The 13,490-nt window shown below is 73.9% G+C and carries 11 protein-coding genes; 9 read left to right on the top strand and 2 right to left on the bottom strand.

The window, feature by feature from the left end; translation table 11 throughout:
* Position 1: 1 nt before the first annotated feature.
* On the bottom strand, positions 2–937 hold the full coding sequence (locus E5225_RS05820; RefSeq protein WP_135973563.1) for an ABC transporter permease: 936 nt from the start codon (positions 935–937) through the stop codon (positions 2–4).
* Positions 938–1,139: 202 nt separating this feature from the next.
* On the opposite strand from E5225_RS05820, the gene E5225_RS05815 reads away from it, so the two are divergent.
* Genes E5225_RS05815 through E5225_RS05805 form a run of 3 tightly spaced genes read left to right on the top strand, consistent with a single transcriptional unit; the run spans position 1,140 to position 4,242 of the window.
* Positions 1,140–2,153: a glycosyltransferase family 4 protein gene (locus tag E5225_RS05815; RefSeq protein ID WP_166435957.1), complete on the top strand. Its 1,014-nt coding sequence runs from the start codon at positions 1,140–1,142 to the stop codon at positions 2,151–2,153.
* Entirely contained in the window at positions 2,150–2,992 is an 843-nt protein-coding gene (locus tag E5225_RS05810; protein WP_135973561.1) for a hypothetical protein, read from the top strand. Before E5225_RS05815 ends, E5225_RS05810 begins: the two co-directional genes overlap by 4 nt.
* Positions 2,989–4,242, top strand: a complete 1,254-nt coding sequence (locus E5225_RS05805; protein ID WP_135973560.1) for a class I SAM-dependent methyltransferase — start codon at positions 2,989–2,991, stop codon at positions 4,240–4,242. Before E5225_RS05810 ends, E5225_RS05805 begins: the two co-directional genes overlap by 4 nt.
* Positions 4,243–4,587: 345 nt before the next feature.
* Here the strand turns inward: E5225_RS05805 and E5225_RS05800 are convergent, their stop codons facing one another.
* Positions 4,588–6,168 carry an acyltransferase family protein gene (locus tag E5225_RS05800; protein WP_135973559.1) on the bottom strand — a complete coding sequence of 527 codons (1,581 nt, stop codon included), beginning with the start codon at positions 6,166–6,168 and terminating at the stop codon, positions 4,588–4,590.
* A gap of 337 nt (positions 6,169–6,505) precedes the next feature.
* Here E5225_RS05800 and E5225_RS05795 point away from each other — a divergent pair, with 337 nt between their 5' ends.
* The 6 genes from E5225_RS05795 to E5225_RS05770 all read left to right on the top strand — a co-directional run bounded on the left by E5225_RS05795 (position 6,506) and on the right by E5225_RS05770 (position 13,478).
* Complete coding sequence (locus E5225_RS05795; RefSeq protein ID WP_135973558.1) at positions 6,506–6,775, top strand: hypothetical protein; 270 nt, start codon at positions 6,506–6,508, stop codon at positions 6,773–6,775.
* A 97-nt stretch (positions 6,776–6,872) separates the two neighbouring features.
* Positions 6,873–10,190 (top strand): peptidoglycan recognition protein family protein, encoded by a 3,318-nt coding sequence (locus E5225_RS05790; protein WP_135973557.1) that lies wholly within the window; start codon positions 6,873–6,875, stop codon positions 10,188–10,190.
* 204 nt (positions 10,191–10,394) lie between these two features.
* A complete protein-coding gene (rfbF, locus tag E5225_RS05785) occupies positions 10,395–11,165 on the top strand; it encodes a glucose-1-phosphate cytidylyltransferase (protein ID WP_135973556.1) in 771 nt (256 codons plus the stop codon).
* A gap of 5 nt (positions 11,166–11,170) precedes the next feature.
* A complete protein-coding gene (locus tag E5225_RS05780) occupies positions 11,171–11,731 on the top strand; it encodes a dTDP-4-dehydrorhamnose 3,5-epimerase family protein (protein ID WP_208012539.1) in 561 nt (186 codons plus the stop codon).
* Positions 11,728–12,618 carry an NAD-dependent epimerase/dehydratase family protein gene (locus E5225_RS05775; RefSeq protein WP_135973555.1) on the top strand — a complete coding sequence of 297 codons (891 nt, stop codon included), beginning with the start codon at positions 11,728–11,730 and terminating at the stop codon, positions 12,616–12,618. The genes E5225_RS05780 and E5225_RS05775 overlap by 4 nt, the downstream gene beginning before the upstream one ends.
* A complete protein-coding gene (locus E5225_RS05770) occupies positions 12,615–13,478 on the top strand; it encodes a glycosyltransferase family 2 protein (RefSeq protein ID WP_135973554.1) in 864 nt (287 codons plus the stop codon). Before E5225_RS05775 ends, E5225_RS05770 begins: the two co-directional genes overlap by 4 nt.
* The last annotated feature ends 12 nt before the right edge of the window (positions 13,479–13,490 follow it).

Genomic DNA, 13,490 nt, shown 5'->3' with positions numbered 1-13,490 from the left:
CTCACAGCTCCTGCGCGAAGTTGCCCTGGGCGCGCGCGAAGACCCGCTGCGCGAACCACAGGAGGACGAGGCTGACGCCGCCGACGACCAGCAGCCGGGTGACGAGGTCGCCGTCGTAGTAGAACGCCGCACCCTCCTCGGTGCGGCCGCCCGGCCAGAGCGCGCGCTGGAAGGCGAGGACGACGTTGGTCATCGGGTTGGCCATGTACAGGTGGAACAGCCACTCCTGCGCGCCCGAGAGGTTCTCGCGCACCTTCGTCCAGTCGTAGACGATCGGCGTCATCCAGAACCACAGCAGCAGCCCCACCTCCACGAGGTACTGCACGTCGCGCAGGTAGACGTTCGCGGCGGCGAGGACGAGGCCGAGGGCGGTGGCGAACACCAGCAGCACCGCGAGCGCGAGCGGCACGAGGAGCAGGTCGCCCGGCTGCGGCCAGGACCGGGTCACGACGTAGGCGCCGATCAGCACCACGAGCTGGAGGACGAAGTTGACGGCACTCGCGCCGACCACCGAGAACGGGAACAGCTCGCGCGGCAGGTACACCTTCTTCACCAGGCCGGCGTTTCCCACGATGGAACCGGTGGAGCCCCCGATGATGTCCGTGAACAGGCTCCAGGCGAGCAGACCGGTGAAGAGGTAGACACCGAACTGCGGGATCACCCGGCCGCTGCCCAGGAAGATGCCGATGGCGACCGAGTACACGAGCAGCTGCAGCAGCGGACGCACGAGCGTCCAGAAGAACCCCAGGACGGAGTCCTTGTACTTGACCTTGAGCTCCTTGCGGACGAGGTTGCTCAGGAGCTCGCGGTAGCGCCACACGTCCGCCCAGTCCCGCAGGCTCCCTCGGAACCAGCGGGGCCGGGTGAAGACCCGCTGCATCGACCCCTCGGCCGACGGCACCGCGGCGCGCGTGCCGCTCACGTCAGCCGCCCTCATCCCCTGCTCCTGTTTCCACGCACGAAAACCAGAGCCTACCTCGGCGGCAGGCTCGTCCTGGGACGTCCGGTGCATCCCGCTCCGCACCCGCGCGGCTACCATGGGCGCGCCGCGCAGGTCCGGGCCCGCGCCCTCGCCCGGGCCCCGCGGCCGTCCGTCCGGCCCCCCGGACCCCCGAGCCAAGAACGAGGTGAGATCCCGCGTGGACGTCATCGTCTGCGGAGCGCAGGTCCCGTTCGTCAGCGGCGGCGCCGAGCTGCACATGCAGAACATCGTCCGCGCGATGCAGGAGGCGGGGCACCGCAGCGAGCTGGTGCACCTGCCGACCGCGTGGGAGAAGGACCGGCTCTTCGACGCCCCGCTCGCGTGGCGCATGCTGCCCCTCGACGCGGACGTCGTGGTGGCCACGAACTTCCCGTCCTACTTCGCCCGGCACGACCACAAGGTCGTCTGGTTGTTCCACCAGCACCGGGGCGCGTACGACGCGATCGACGCGCCGTGGTCGGACCTCGGGCTCGACGACGACGCGCTCGAGGTGCAGCGCCAGCTGACCGAGTGGGACACCCGTGCGCTCGAGGAGGCACGGCACGTCTTCACGACCTCGCACGTCGTCGCCGACCGGCTGGCCCGTTTCAACGGACTCGACGGTGAGGCCCTGTACCACCCGCCGCCCCTCGCGGACCGGCTGCGCACCGGCGAGATGGGGGACTACGTCTTCACGCCCACGCGGCTCGAGACGAACAAGCGTCCCGACCGCATCGTCGACGCCATGGCGCACGTGCGATCCGGGGTGCGCGCCGTCGTGGCGGGGCGTGGCTCGATGGCGGCGGACCTGGCGGCCGGGGTGGAGCGGCAGAACCTGGGCGACCGGGTCGAGCTCGCCGGGTTCGTGCCGGACGCGGAGCTCGTGGACCGCTACGCCGGTGCCCTCGGCGTCATCTACGCGCCCTTCGACGAGGACTACGGCTACGTGACCCTGCAGGCGTTCCTCGCCGGCAAGCCGGTGATCACGGCCCACGACGCCGGTGGCGTCCTGGAGTGGGTCGAGGACGGCGTCACGGGCTACGTCACGGACGGGACACCCGAAGGGCTCGCCGACGCCGTCGAGCGACTCGCGGCCGACCGCGATAACGCCCGCGCCATGGGCGAGGAGGGCCGCCGCCGCGCCGCCGAGCTGTCGTGGTCGAAGGTCGTCGAGCGGCTGCTGTCGGCATGATCGACGCACGCATCGCGGTGGCCGTGCGGGCTCCCGCCTCCCACGACCTCCACGCCGCCCTCTCCCGCCTGGCCGAGCGGTGCCAGGTCGCGGCGCTGTCCGACGGCGGCCACTTCGACGCCGTCGTCCGCACGCCGCAGATCCCCTCGGCGTACGGCGAGCGCACGCTGCTGTGGGTGGAGGCCGCGGACGCGCCGCCCCCGGCCGCGAACCACGCCGTCGCGCTGCTCGCACCACCCCCCGTGGCGCGCCGGCTGCGCGGCACGGCGGGCAGGCCGGTGGTCGCGCTCGGCCCGCCCGCGGTGCACGTCACGGCCCGGCCCGTGCTGCCCTTCACGCGGGCCCGGATCCGTCGCGCCCGGCACCTGCAGGGACCAGCCGTGGCGCGGTACCTCGACGGCGCCTGGACGTGGGACGGTCGGCACCTCGACGACGAGGCGTCGTCGACGGCCGCCGCGCTCGCGTCGGTCGTCGTGACCGACGACGACGACGCCGCCGTGCTGGCCGCCGCGTGGTCCGCGCCGGTCGTCGTGCCCGCCGACGTCGCGTCGCGGACCGGACTGCCGTCGGCCGGTGACGATCTCGAGGCGGCGGCCGACGCCGTGCTCGCGGACGACGCACGGGCCGCCCGGCTGGCCCGCACCTGCCGCCGCACCTTCGAGCTCGACCACGACCCGGACAGCGCCTTGGCGCAGTTGACCGACCTCCTGGTCCTGCGTCCAGCTCGACCCTGGGACGGGGGCTACGCTGCGGTACTGGACCGGCTCGGCACGCCACCGGACGCCCGGATCCGGGACCGCGCGCATGCCGCGAGCGACGCACTGAGGAGTCGACGATGACGCTGCCCGCAGAGGTGAGCCAGGAGGCGACCAATCGGCTCCCGCAGGTGTCGGCAGCCACGCCCGGCCCGGTAGACCCGCCGCACGCACCGTCCGGCGGCGTGCGCACCCGTGCCAAGCGAGCGGCCAAGGTCGTGCTCAAGCCCGTCTACCAGCGCGTGCTCGCGCCGGTCGCCCGGTCCGTCGACACCCTCGCGCGCCGCCTCGACGACGTGCAACGCCGGCTCGACCGCCTCGAGGCCCGCGACGCGGGCAGCGCACCGTCCCGGGTCGACACGGCGCTCCTGCTCGAGCACGTCCGCACGAACACGATCAACCAGACGCTGCTCAAGGCCGAGTTCGGCGACGTCCTGACCCGCATGGACGACCTCGGGATGGCGATCGCCCCCGCCAGCGGAATCGAGGGCGCCGCGCCGCGCCTCGCGGAGCAGCGCGAGCACCTCGCGTCGCTCGACCGCCGCCTCCGGCTGCTGGACGAACGGGTCAGCCGGCTGCAGGCCCCCGCGACCGGCGACGTCGCCGTTGCGGCGGCGCCCGCACCGAAGCGGTCGGAGGACGTCCCGGGCTTCGACTACGTCGGCTTCGAGCGCCGCTTCCGCGGGGACCCCGCCGAGGTGTTGCGCATCCAGCGCGAGCGCTACGTGCCGTTGCTGGCCGGGCAAGGCCCGGTCGTCGACATCGGGTGCGGTCGTGGGGAGCTGCTCAGCGCGCTCGCCGAGGTCGGCACCGAGGGCATCGGGGTCGAGCCCGAGCCCGGCATGGCCGCCGAGGCCCGTGCCCGCGGCATGCGGGTCGAGGAGACGGACGCCACGACCTTCCTGCGCAGCTGCGAGCCGGGCTCGCTCGGCGCGATCTTCTCGGCCCACGTCGTGGAGCACGTCGAGCTCGACTACCTGCTCGAGTTCATCCACCTGGCCTACTCACGCCTGCGGCCCGGGGGCCTCTTCGTCGCCGAGACGCCCAACCCTGCGTCCCTCGTCGTGCTCGGCAACAGCTACATCCTCGACCCGACTCACGTGCGGCCGTTGCACCCGTCGCTCATGGCGTTCCTGTGCGAGAACGCCGGCTTCCGCGACGTGCGGCTGAACTTCTACTCCCCCGCCGAGGCCTACCACCTGCCGACCGTCGATCCCGCGCTGGGCGAGGTGGCCACCGCGGTGGACACGGGCTTCCGCCGCCTCAACGACGTGCTCTTCGGCGCGCAGGAGTACACGGTGGTCGCACGCGTCGGGGAGGACCCGGACGACTGAGCCGGCGCGGCGGTGCGCGGCGGCTGACCCGTCGACCGGACGATCGCCGAGACGACGCCGCACGGACAGCCGGGGACACGGCGTCGTCCACCTCCGCAGCGTCGGCCTGCGGTGGCCTCGCCGCCTGGAGGCCGGGCGGTGGGCTGACGGAGTCGACCCACCGGAGGTGGGGACCGCATCGCGAGGAGCGCACCCGCGGACGGCCGATGCACGCGTCCGTCGTGCGGAAGGATCGGTTCGACGCCGTCGTCGCCGACGAGGAGCGAGCAGGGCCACCTGATCACCACCACGACGGCGAACGCCTCCTGGCGGACGAGCGCGTCGACGAGCTCGGCTGCCGCGGCTCTAGCGGTCGACGGGTCCCGGACCCGGCACGTCGCCACCCGCACGGTGCGCCGTGAGCCCGGTCGCAGGGTCGATTTCGACGGGCGTCGGAGCCTCGACCACCACTGCCTCCACGGCCGGCTCCGTCGGTGCCTGGGACATCGTGGGACGCGGTTCCGCGAGTGTCGTGACCGTCGCCGCACCGGACACGGGAGCCGCTACGACGATGGGCGGGCGGCGCGTGAGTCGCCGGCCGAGGTTGTGGAAGGGCGCCTCGACGAAACGGTAGGTGACGGCCGACACCGCGACCGTGACTCCCACCCACGTGAGGAAGGTGAGCACCCTCTGGTCCACGCCGACGCGCTCCGCGACGGCGGGCGACCACCACGGCGTGGCGTAGAGCACCAGGGTGTGGACGAGGTACAGCGAGTAGCTGATCCGGCCCAGGTACGCGAGGACGCCCGGCCAGCGCCGGCCCCGCAGGAGGTAGCCGAGCGCGAACGTCCCGTACGCGGCCGCGAACGTCAGGGCCTCGGGCTTCCACGTGACGAAGGCCCCGGCGATCGGCTCGACGTGCGGCGTGACGTAGACCCGGTGCAGGACGGCGGCGACGAGCACCGCGCCGCCCAGCACGGTCCAGCCGATCCACGGCCGCAGGTCGGCGGTCATCATCCGATACATCACGGTCCCGACCGCCATCGTGCCGAACAGCAGGAGCGAGAACCACGCACGCTCGGGTTGGTTGAGCGCCAGGGGCACCGCGAGGACCGCCAGGCCGGCGCCGACGATCGCCGACCTCGGCCCCCCGGCGCGGAACGCGATGAACACGACGACGGCAGCGGTCGCGCTCGCCACGGTCAGGAGCCCTGCCGCGCCGTGGTCTCCCGTGACGAGCCGTCCCGGCACCCAGGCGCCGACCACACCGGCCGCCCCGAGGAGCGTCACCGCGATCGGGACGGACCGGCGATTGAGACCGACGAGCAGGAGGATGGACATCCCGAGGTAGAACACCAGCTCGTACGCGAGGCTCCAGCTCGCCCCGATGACGAGCGGCCCGTCGATGAACTGCTGCACCATCGTCGCGTTCACGACGCCCCACGCCACGGGCGAGGCCAGGAAGTCCTCGGACAGGTGGAACCGGCCCCACCACGCCAGCACGAGGGCAGCGAGCAGGCAGAACCAGTAGAGCGGGAAGAGCCGGAAGAAGCGGCCCACCCAGAACCGGCCGACCGAGCCGTACTTCTCGAGCGACGCGGGGATGATGAACCCGCTGACCAGGAAGAACAGCACGACGCCGTACTCGCCCAACCGGAACGTGTCGATCGAGAAGCGCAGGTACCCCGGCCACAGGAACTCGGCCGCGTGCTGCAGGACGACCGCCATGGCGGCGATGCCACGCAGCGCGTCGAGGAAGTCGAAACGGCCCGCGCTCGCGGTGGTACGCGTCTGCGCAGGTACGCCGGGAACGGCGGCGGGACTCGCTACCCGCTCGCGGGCAGGCCGGGCCGGGCGCCCGCGGGCGGCGTCGGCGCGCGCGCTCGCGGGCGCGCCGGGCACGGGCGCCGCGAGCGGCTCCGAGTCGGGGGCATCGGCTCGAGTCACCGGGACAGGGTAGTCGCCGCGCGACGCGCCCCGAAGCGCCTCCCGCGGGGCGGTGCTCGCCCCGCCTAGCATGGCACCGCCGTCGTCGAGCCCAGGAGGACCCGTGCCGATCCACCCCCCGGTGCACCCCAGGGCGGCCACCACCTGTGCCACCGTCCTCCTCGTCCTGGTCGCCGGCTGCACAGGGGCAGGCGGAGCGACACGGGGGACGTCCAGCCCGGCGGAGTCGACCGATCCGGCCACCGACCGCCCGACGTCCCTGCCGACGACGGGCACGGACGGCCCGGGGGACGGCGCGGGCGACGACGGCTTCGTCGCCCCAGGGGCACTGCCCACGGTGAGCGCCGCGACCCTCGTCGGTGACGAGGTCGAGATGGTCGGCTTCGTGGCGGGCGTCGTCACCGAGGGCGGCGTCTGCCGGTTCGAGCTCGACGGCGGCGGCACGACGGTGCACGCCGAGAGCACGTCGCTCGCCGACGCGACGGTCACGGTGTGCCCGGCCGTGACTGTGCCCGCCCCTGCCGGTGACCCCTCGTCGTGGCGGGCGCGGCTCGTCTGGGTGCCGTCGGGCTCCTCCTCGGTCGACGTGCCGGTGACCACGGGCTGACGGCCATCCGAGCGATGCCGACGGGGAGGGCCCCCTCGGATGTGAAGGTCCCGGCGCGTCGCCCCCACAGGCGACGAGGTCGGGCCATCCTGTAGGCATGCGGATCACCCGTTCGTGCGTAGTCCTCACGCTCGCGCTCGTCGCCCCCGTCGGCACGACGCACGTGGCGTGGGCAGCTCCGACGGCCGCGGCGTCGGCGGCGGGTGCGCGCGCGCCGGCGGCCGCGGTCCGCACGGCCGCGACCCCCGACGTCGCGCTCGACGAGGTGGCCGTCCCGCTCCGGGACGCGCCCGCACCCGCCGACGCGCCCGTGCTCGCGGAGGGCCGTGACCCGGACGCGCTGCCGCTCCCGCCGGGTGCGACACGCCTCGAGGGGCCCGTGGTGGAGAGCGACGACACCGTGCAGACGGTCGGCATCACGTGGGCCGAAGGCACCGGGGACGGCGCCCTGGACGCACAGGTCCGGTACCTGTCGGACGGCACGTGGTCCCCGTGGCTCGCGCTCGAGACCGACGCGGGCGGGCCGGACCCCGGCACGCCGGACGCCGCCCGGCAGCGCCGCGACGGCACGTCGTCGCTGTGGGTCGGGGACGCGGACGGGGTCCAGGTCGCCTTCACGGTGGCACCGGGCGCCGAGGCACCGCAGGACGTCGAGGTCGCGCTCCTGTCGACCGAGATCACGGGTGCTGCCGTCGCCCCCGCGGGTGGGGCCGGTGCCGTCCGCGGGGCGGCGGTCCCCGCGCCGGCGGCCGCGGTCACAGCGACGGCGGCCTCCGCGCCGGGCGTCGTCACCCGCGCGCAGTGGGGGGCCCGCGCTCCCTCGTGCACTCCCGACACCGCGTCCACGCTCGTCGGTGCCGTCGTGCACCACACCGCCGGCCCGGACTACGCGTCGCCCGCCGAGGCGATGGCCCAGCTGCGCAACGACCAGCGGTACCACATGGACTCCCGCGGGTGGTGCGACCTGGGCTACAACATCGTGGTCGACAAGTGGGGCACGCTCTACGAGGGCCGCGTGGGGTCGCTCACCTCCCCCGTCGTCGGTGTGCACGCCGGTGGCTTCAACACCGGCACACTCGGCGTCTCCGTGCTGGGGACGTACACGGACGTCGGCTTCACGCCCGCGACGACCGACGCGATCGCCCGCATCGTCGCGTGGCGGCTCGCCGCGTACGGACGCTCACCCGGCGGAGAGGTCGTCATCCACACCAACGGCGGGGAGAACTCCCGCTACGGGCCCAACAGCACGGTGCGCCTGCCCGTGGTCTTCGCCCACCGTGACGTCGCGTACACGACCTGCCCGGGCAACGCGGGCTACGCCGCCATGGGTGCGATCCGGGCCCGCGCGCAGCAGATCGTCGACGGGTACGGCACGTCCCGGCTCGGAGGCACCCTGGTGCGCGCCTCCGGAGCTCCCGACGTCTACCTCACGACCGCTACGACGAAGCACCGTCTGACGGACGCGACGATGCTCGACGCACTGCGCCCGCTCGGGGCGATCACCGTGGTTCAGCAGGTGCAGGTCGACCAGCTCGGGGACGGGGTGCCCGTGGGGCGCTTCCTGCGAGACCGTGACGGCGTCGTCGCGCTCGTCGAGCGCGGGCGCCTGCACCGCGTCGACAGCTGCGCCGAGCTCGAGGCCTGGGGACGCAGCTGCGGGGACTACGGCGCCATGGCGGTGCCCGATCCCGTGATGTCTCTCCTGCAACCCGGCCCGGACCTCACGACCGCCTACGTGACGCCCCAGTGGCAGTACTTCCTCGTGCACCAGGGACGCCGGCACGAGATCACGGACGCCGAGGCGCTCGCCGCCTGGCCCGTGCAGTCGAACGGGCCAGCCGTCGAGCTCGACGCCTCGGTCGGCCTCCACCTGCCGTACGGGGCTCCGGTGGTGCGGACCGGGGTGGTCGTGCAGGACCGCGCCTCGGGCGACGCCGTGCTGCTCGACCGGCCGGCGGGCCTGCGCCTGTCCGCGTCGCTCGTCTCGGCGTCGCGCATCACCGACCGGCTGCCGCTGCGCCCCCTGGACCCAGGCAGCATGGCGGCGCTAGTCACGCCGCGGGGCGTGCTGGACGGGGCCCTGCGGACGTCCGACGGCGGTCGCGTCGCCCTCACCGCGGGCGGCGCGGTTCGTCTGACGAGCAGCCAGGTGCCGGGCGACCCGGGCGTCCCGGTGGAGGACGCGGTCGTGTCCGCACTCTCGCCCGCGGCACCCGCCTCGACGCTGTTCGCACGGACGGGGGCCGACCCGACCCTGTTCCTCATCGACGGCTCGGTGCGCCGCGAGGTGCTGACGATGGACGCGGCGAACGCGCTCACGGGGGGCCGCGGCGTGGTCGCCGCCTTCGTGTCGGCGGCCGGCCTCGGTCAGCTCGCGACCGGTCCCGCGGCCCTCGGTCCGGGCCGGCTCGTCAAGGCTCCCGACGCCGTGACGGTCTACCTCGTCGACGGTCTGGACCGCCTTGTCCCGCTGCCCTCGTTCGACCAGGCCCTCGCTGCGGGGGTGCCGACCTCGTGGTCGGAGGCGCCGGCCGCGACCGTCGCGGCCTACCGCCGCGCACCGCAGCCACTCGGCATGCTGTGGCGGTGCGGTGGCACGGACCACCTCGCACGGGAGGGCCGGCTCCACCCGCTGCCGTCGGGCGTTCTCCCGGCGTCCGGTGCGCCCGCGCAGGCGCTGCACGACCTGACGTGCGCGGCAGCCCCGCGGGCGGCCGCCACGTGGCAGGCACCGGTCTTCGCGCGCACCGCGGACGATCCGACGCTGTACCTGCTCACGGACGCTGTGCGCCGTCCGGTACCGACGATGGACACCGTGACCGCACTGCTCGGCGGCCGCCCCCTCGGCGTCGCCACCGTCCCGGCGGCCGCCCTGGCGGCGGTGCCGACCGGCCCGACGGTGCTGCCCCCGGGGCGGCTCGTGAAGACCCCCGACCGGCCGGACGTGCTCCTCGTCGACGGGCTCGGGCGCTCGGTGTTCCTGCCGTCGTTCGCGGTCGCCGAGGCACTAGGTGTCCCGACGACCTTCACCGAGGTGCCGACGGCGTGGACGACCGCCTACCCGCGGGCGGCGAATCCGCTGTCGCAGCTGCTGCGCTGCGGGGGCACCTCGCTCGTCGGCGTCGGCGGCGTCCTGCGGCCGCTGCCTGCCGGCACCGTGGCAGCCGACGGCACGCCCGCGACCACCGTCGACACCGTCACGTGCGGCGCCCTGCGCCAGGGCACCCCGCTGACGGGCCCGGTGTTCGTGCGCTCGGCCGGCGACCCGACGCTGTACCTGCTCGAGGGCGGCACACGGCGGCCGGTCACGACGATGGACGCGGCGTACCGGGCAGCGGCCGGGGGCGCACTCGTCGTCGCGGTGGTGCCGCAGCCGGCGCTCGATCGCCTGCCCACGGGCGCGCCGCTGCGGTGAGCCGCACGGGGGTCCCTCCCCGCCCCGGCTCGGGGTGGGAGGCACCGCCGGCCTCGCGCCCACCGCCCGAGGGGGGCCGCGCCGGCGCGCTCCCGATCCGGTGGGCCGGCGCCACGGCCACGGCAGGGCGCCATTCCTTCTGGGATAGCCTGGCGCGCGTTCGCCCGCCCGCCGCGGCGGAGACCCCCGACGAATGAGGAGACGATGAAGACCGTCCTGCTGGCCGGAGGTCTCGGCACGCGTCTGCGCGAGGAGACCGAGTACCGTCCGAAGCCGATGGTCGAGGTCGGGGGACGCCCGATCCTCTGGCACATCATGAAGCTCTATGCGCACCACGGGCAGGACGACTTCGTCGTGTGCACCGGGTACAAGAGCGACACGATCAAGGACTACTTCCTCAACTACGAGGCCCGGAACAACGACGTGACCGTGCACCTTGGTCAGCGGGAGTCGCTCACGTACCACGGCGCGCACGAGGACACGGACTGGACCGTGACGGTCGCCTACACCGGTGAGCTCACCATGACGGGCGGCCGCGTCTTCAAGGCGTCGAAGTACTTCACCGGCGAGCGGTTCCTCTGCACGTACGGCGACGGGCTCGCCGACGTCGACGTCAGCGCCCTGCTTGCGTTCCACGAGTCGCACGGGCGCATGGCGACGGTCACCACGGTGCGCCCACCGAGCCGCTTCGGCGTCATGGACCTGAACGACGACGGCAGCGTCGACCGCTTCCGCGAGAAGCCGCAGGCGGACGGCTGGGTGAACGCCGGCTACTTCGTCTTCGAGCCCGGCGTCATCGACTACCTCGACGACGAGTGCGTCCTCGAGCAGGAGCCCTTGCAGCGCCTCGCCGCCGACGGCCAGCTGATGGCGTACAAGCACGAGGGCTTCTTCCAGCCGATGGACACGCTGCGCGAGTCGACGATGCTCAACCAGATGTGGGCCGACGGCACCGCGCCGTGGAAGCTGTGGTGAAGCGGGTGGTCGCACCCCGGTTCGAGTCCTCCGCCCTGCCGGGCGTCGGCCTCCTGGTCACGCCCTTCCACAGCGACCGCCGCGGCTCCTTCACGAAGCCGTACGCCCCCGACGCGCTGGCGGCTGCCGGCATCGACATGGGTGTCGCTGAGGTGTACTGGAGCAGCTCGCACCCCGGCACGGTGCGAGGCCTGCACTTCCAGACGCCCCCCACCGCGGTCGCGAAGATCGTGTTCGCGGTCACCGGACGCGTGACGGACGTCGTCGTCGACCTCCGCGTCGGTTCCCCGACGTACGGGCAGCACGCCCGCTTCGACCTCACGCCGGGCGCGGGCTCCGTCGTGGTCCCGGTGGGGTGCGCCCACGGCTTCGAGGTGGTGGGCGACGACGACGCCGTCCTGTGCTACCTCCAGGACGTGCCGTTCGACCCCGCCACCGACGCCGGTGTGCGCTGGGACTCCGCGGGCATCGCGTGGGAGACCACCGAGCCGATCACCTCCGACCGTGACGCGGGCCTCCCGCGTCTGGAGGAGTTCGCCTCGCCGTTCGTGTGGGACGCGGCATGAAGCGCGTGCTCGTCACGGGCGGGACCGGCTTCGTCGGCCGGCACCTCGTGCGCTCGCTCGCCGCCGACGGGATCGAGGTCCACGTGCCCACGCGCGCCACGTCGGCCCGCCGGCCGGCCCTGCCCGCGGCGACGCTGCTGCACCCGCTGGAGCGGCCGAGCGTCGACGTGGCGGAGCTGATCGCGCGCGTCGAACCCGACACGGTGTTCCACCTCGCGACCCACTTCGTCGCCCGGCACCGGCCGGCGGAGCTGGCCGACATGGTCGACTCGAACGTCACGCTGGGCACGGTCGTCGCCGAGGCGGCCGTTGCCGCGGGCGCACGGCTCGTGCACACGACGTCCGCCTGGCAGCACCACGGCGGCGCCGAGTACGACCCGGTGTCGCTGTACGCGGCGATGAAGCAGGCATTCGTGGACGTCGTCCGCTACTTCGCCGAGGTCGACGGGCTCGACGCGCGCGAGGTCTGCCTGTTCGACACCTACGGGCCGGACGACGACCGGCACAAGCTCGTCGACGTGCTGCTCGACGGCGCGGTGACCGGCGCCACGCTCGACATGTCGTCGGGCACCCAGCTCGTCGACCTCACGCACGTGAGCGACGTCGTCGCGGGCCTGCGCGTGGCGGCCGAGCACCCGGGACCCGTCCGGGGACGGTTCGTGCTCCGCTCGGGTGCGCCCGTCACGGTGCGCGCGCTCACCGACGTCGTGCGCGACGTGACCGGGCGACCGCTCGACGTGCGCTGGGGGACCCGTCCCGACCGGCCGCGCGAGATGCGCGAGGACTGGCGCGTGACGTCCGAGCCGTGGGACTGGTCGCCGGAGCTGTCCCTGGAAGCCGGCCTGGCCGACGTCTGGGCCGCCCGCGACGGAGGAGAGGACCGATGAGCACGAGGAGCAGGCTCAGTGTCGTCATCCCGGTGCACGATGGGATGCCGCACCTGCCGGCGACACTGGCGAGCGTGCTGGGGCAGACCCGTCCGGCTGACGAGGTGATCGTCCTCGAGAACGGCTCGACGGACGGCACGGCCGAGTGGCTCGTGGCGCACGCGCCCGCCGGCGTCCGCGTCGTCACCCAGGACCGGCTGGTCGACGCTGCGACGAACTGGTCCGACGCGATCCGGCACACGACGGGCGACCTGGTCAAGCTCGTCTGCGCGGACGACGTGCTCGAGCCCAACGCCCTCGAGGTCCAGGGCGCCCAGCTGGAGTCCCACCCCCGCGCCGTCATGGCCGCGGCGATGCGGAAGGTGGTGGACGACGACGGCCGTGTCGTGGTCGCGCGCCGAGGGCTGACCACGCTGCGCGGGGAGATCGACGGCCGGACAGCCGTCCGTCGGTGCGTGCTCGTGGGCAGCAACCTCCTGGGCGAGCCGTCGGCGGTCATGTTCCGTCGCGACGCTCTTGTCGCGCACCTGCCCTGGGACGGTTCCCTCGGCTACGTCATCGACGTCGACATGTACTCCAAGGTCCTGCAGGAGGGGACGCTCGTCGTCACGCGCGCCCCTCTCGCCCGCTTCCGGATGGCGCACGGCTCCTGGTCGTCGTCCCTCTCCGACGTCCAGGCGCGCCACATCGACGGCTGGGTCGACCGCGTCCGCACGGCCGGGCTCGCCGACCTCTCCCGCGTCGACCTCGCGGTGTCGCGGGTCGGCGTGCGGGTCCAGGACCTGCTGCGCAAGACCGCGTACGTCGTGACAGCCTGGACCCGTCGCGGCACGTCCGCGCCGGCGACGACGGACGCCTGACGGGCGTCCCAG

The sequence above is a fragment of the Cellulomonas shaoxiangyii genome, from assembly GCF_004798685.1.
Classification (GTDB): Bacteria; Actinomycetota; Actinomycetes; order Actinomycetales; family Cellulomonadaceae; genus Cellulomonas; species Cellulomonas shaoxiangyii.
Note: the sequence above shows the minus strand (reverse complement) of the source record. Positions and strands in the feature narration are given on the sequence as shown.

Coding starts and splice junctions, on each gene's coding strand:
- E5225_RS05790 (WP_135973557.1), top strand. CDS start 6,873: ATGCGGATCACCCGTTCGTGCGTAGTCCTCACGCTCGCGCTCGTCGCC.
- E5225_RS05770 (WP_135973554.1), top strand. CDS start 12,615: ATGAGCACGAGGAGCAGGCTCAGTGTCGTCATCCCGGTGCACGATGGG.
- rfbF (WP_135973556.1), top strand. CDS start 10,395: ATGAAGACCGTCCTGCTGGCCGGAGGTCTCGGCACGCGTCTGCGCGAG.
- E5225_RS05805 (WP_135973560.1), top strand. CDS start 2,989: ATGACGCTGCCCGCAGAGGTGAGCCAGGAGGCGACCAATCGGCTCCCG.
- E5225_RS05775 (WP_135973555.1), top strand. CDS start 11,728: ATGAAGCGCGTGCTCGTCACGGGCGGGACCGGCTTCGTCGGCCGGCAC.
- E5225_RS05810 (WP_135973561.1), top strand. CDS start 2,150: ATGATCGACGCACGCATCGCGGTGGCCGTGCGGGCTCCCGCCTCCCAC.
- E5225_RS05820 (WP_135973563.1), bottom strand. CDS start 937: ATGAGGGCGGCTGACGTGAGCGGCACGCGCGCCGCGGTGCCGTCGGCC.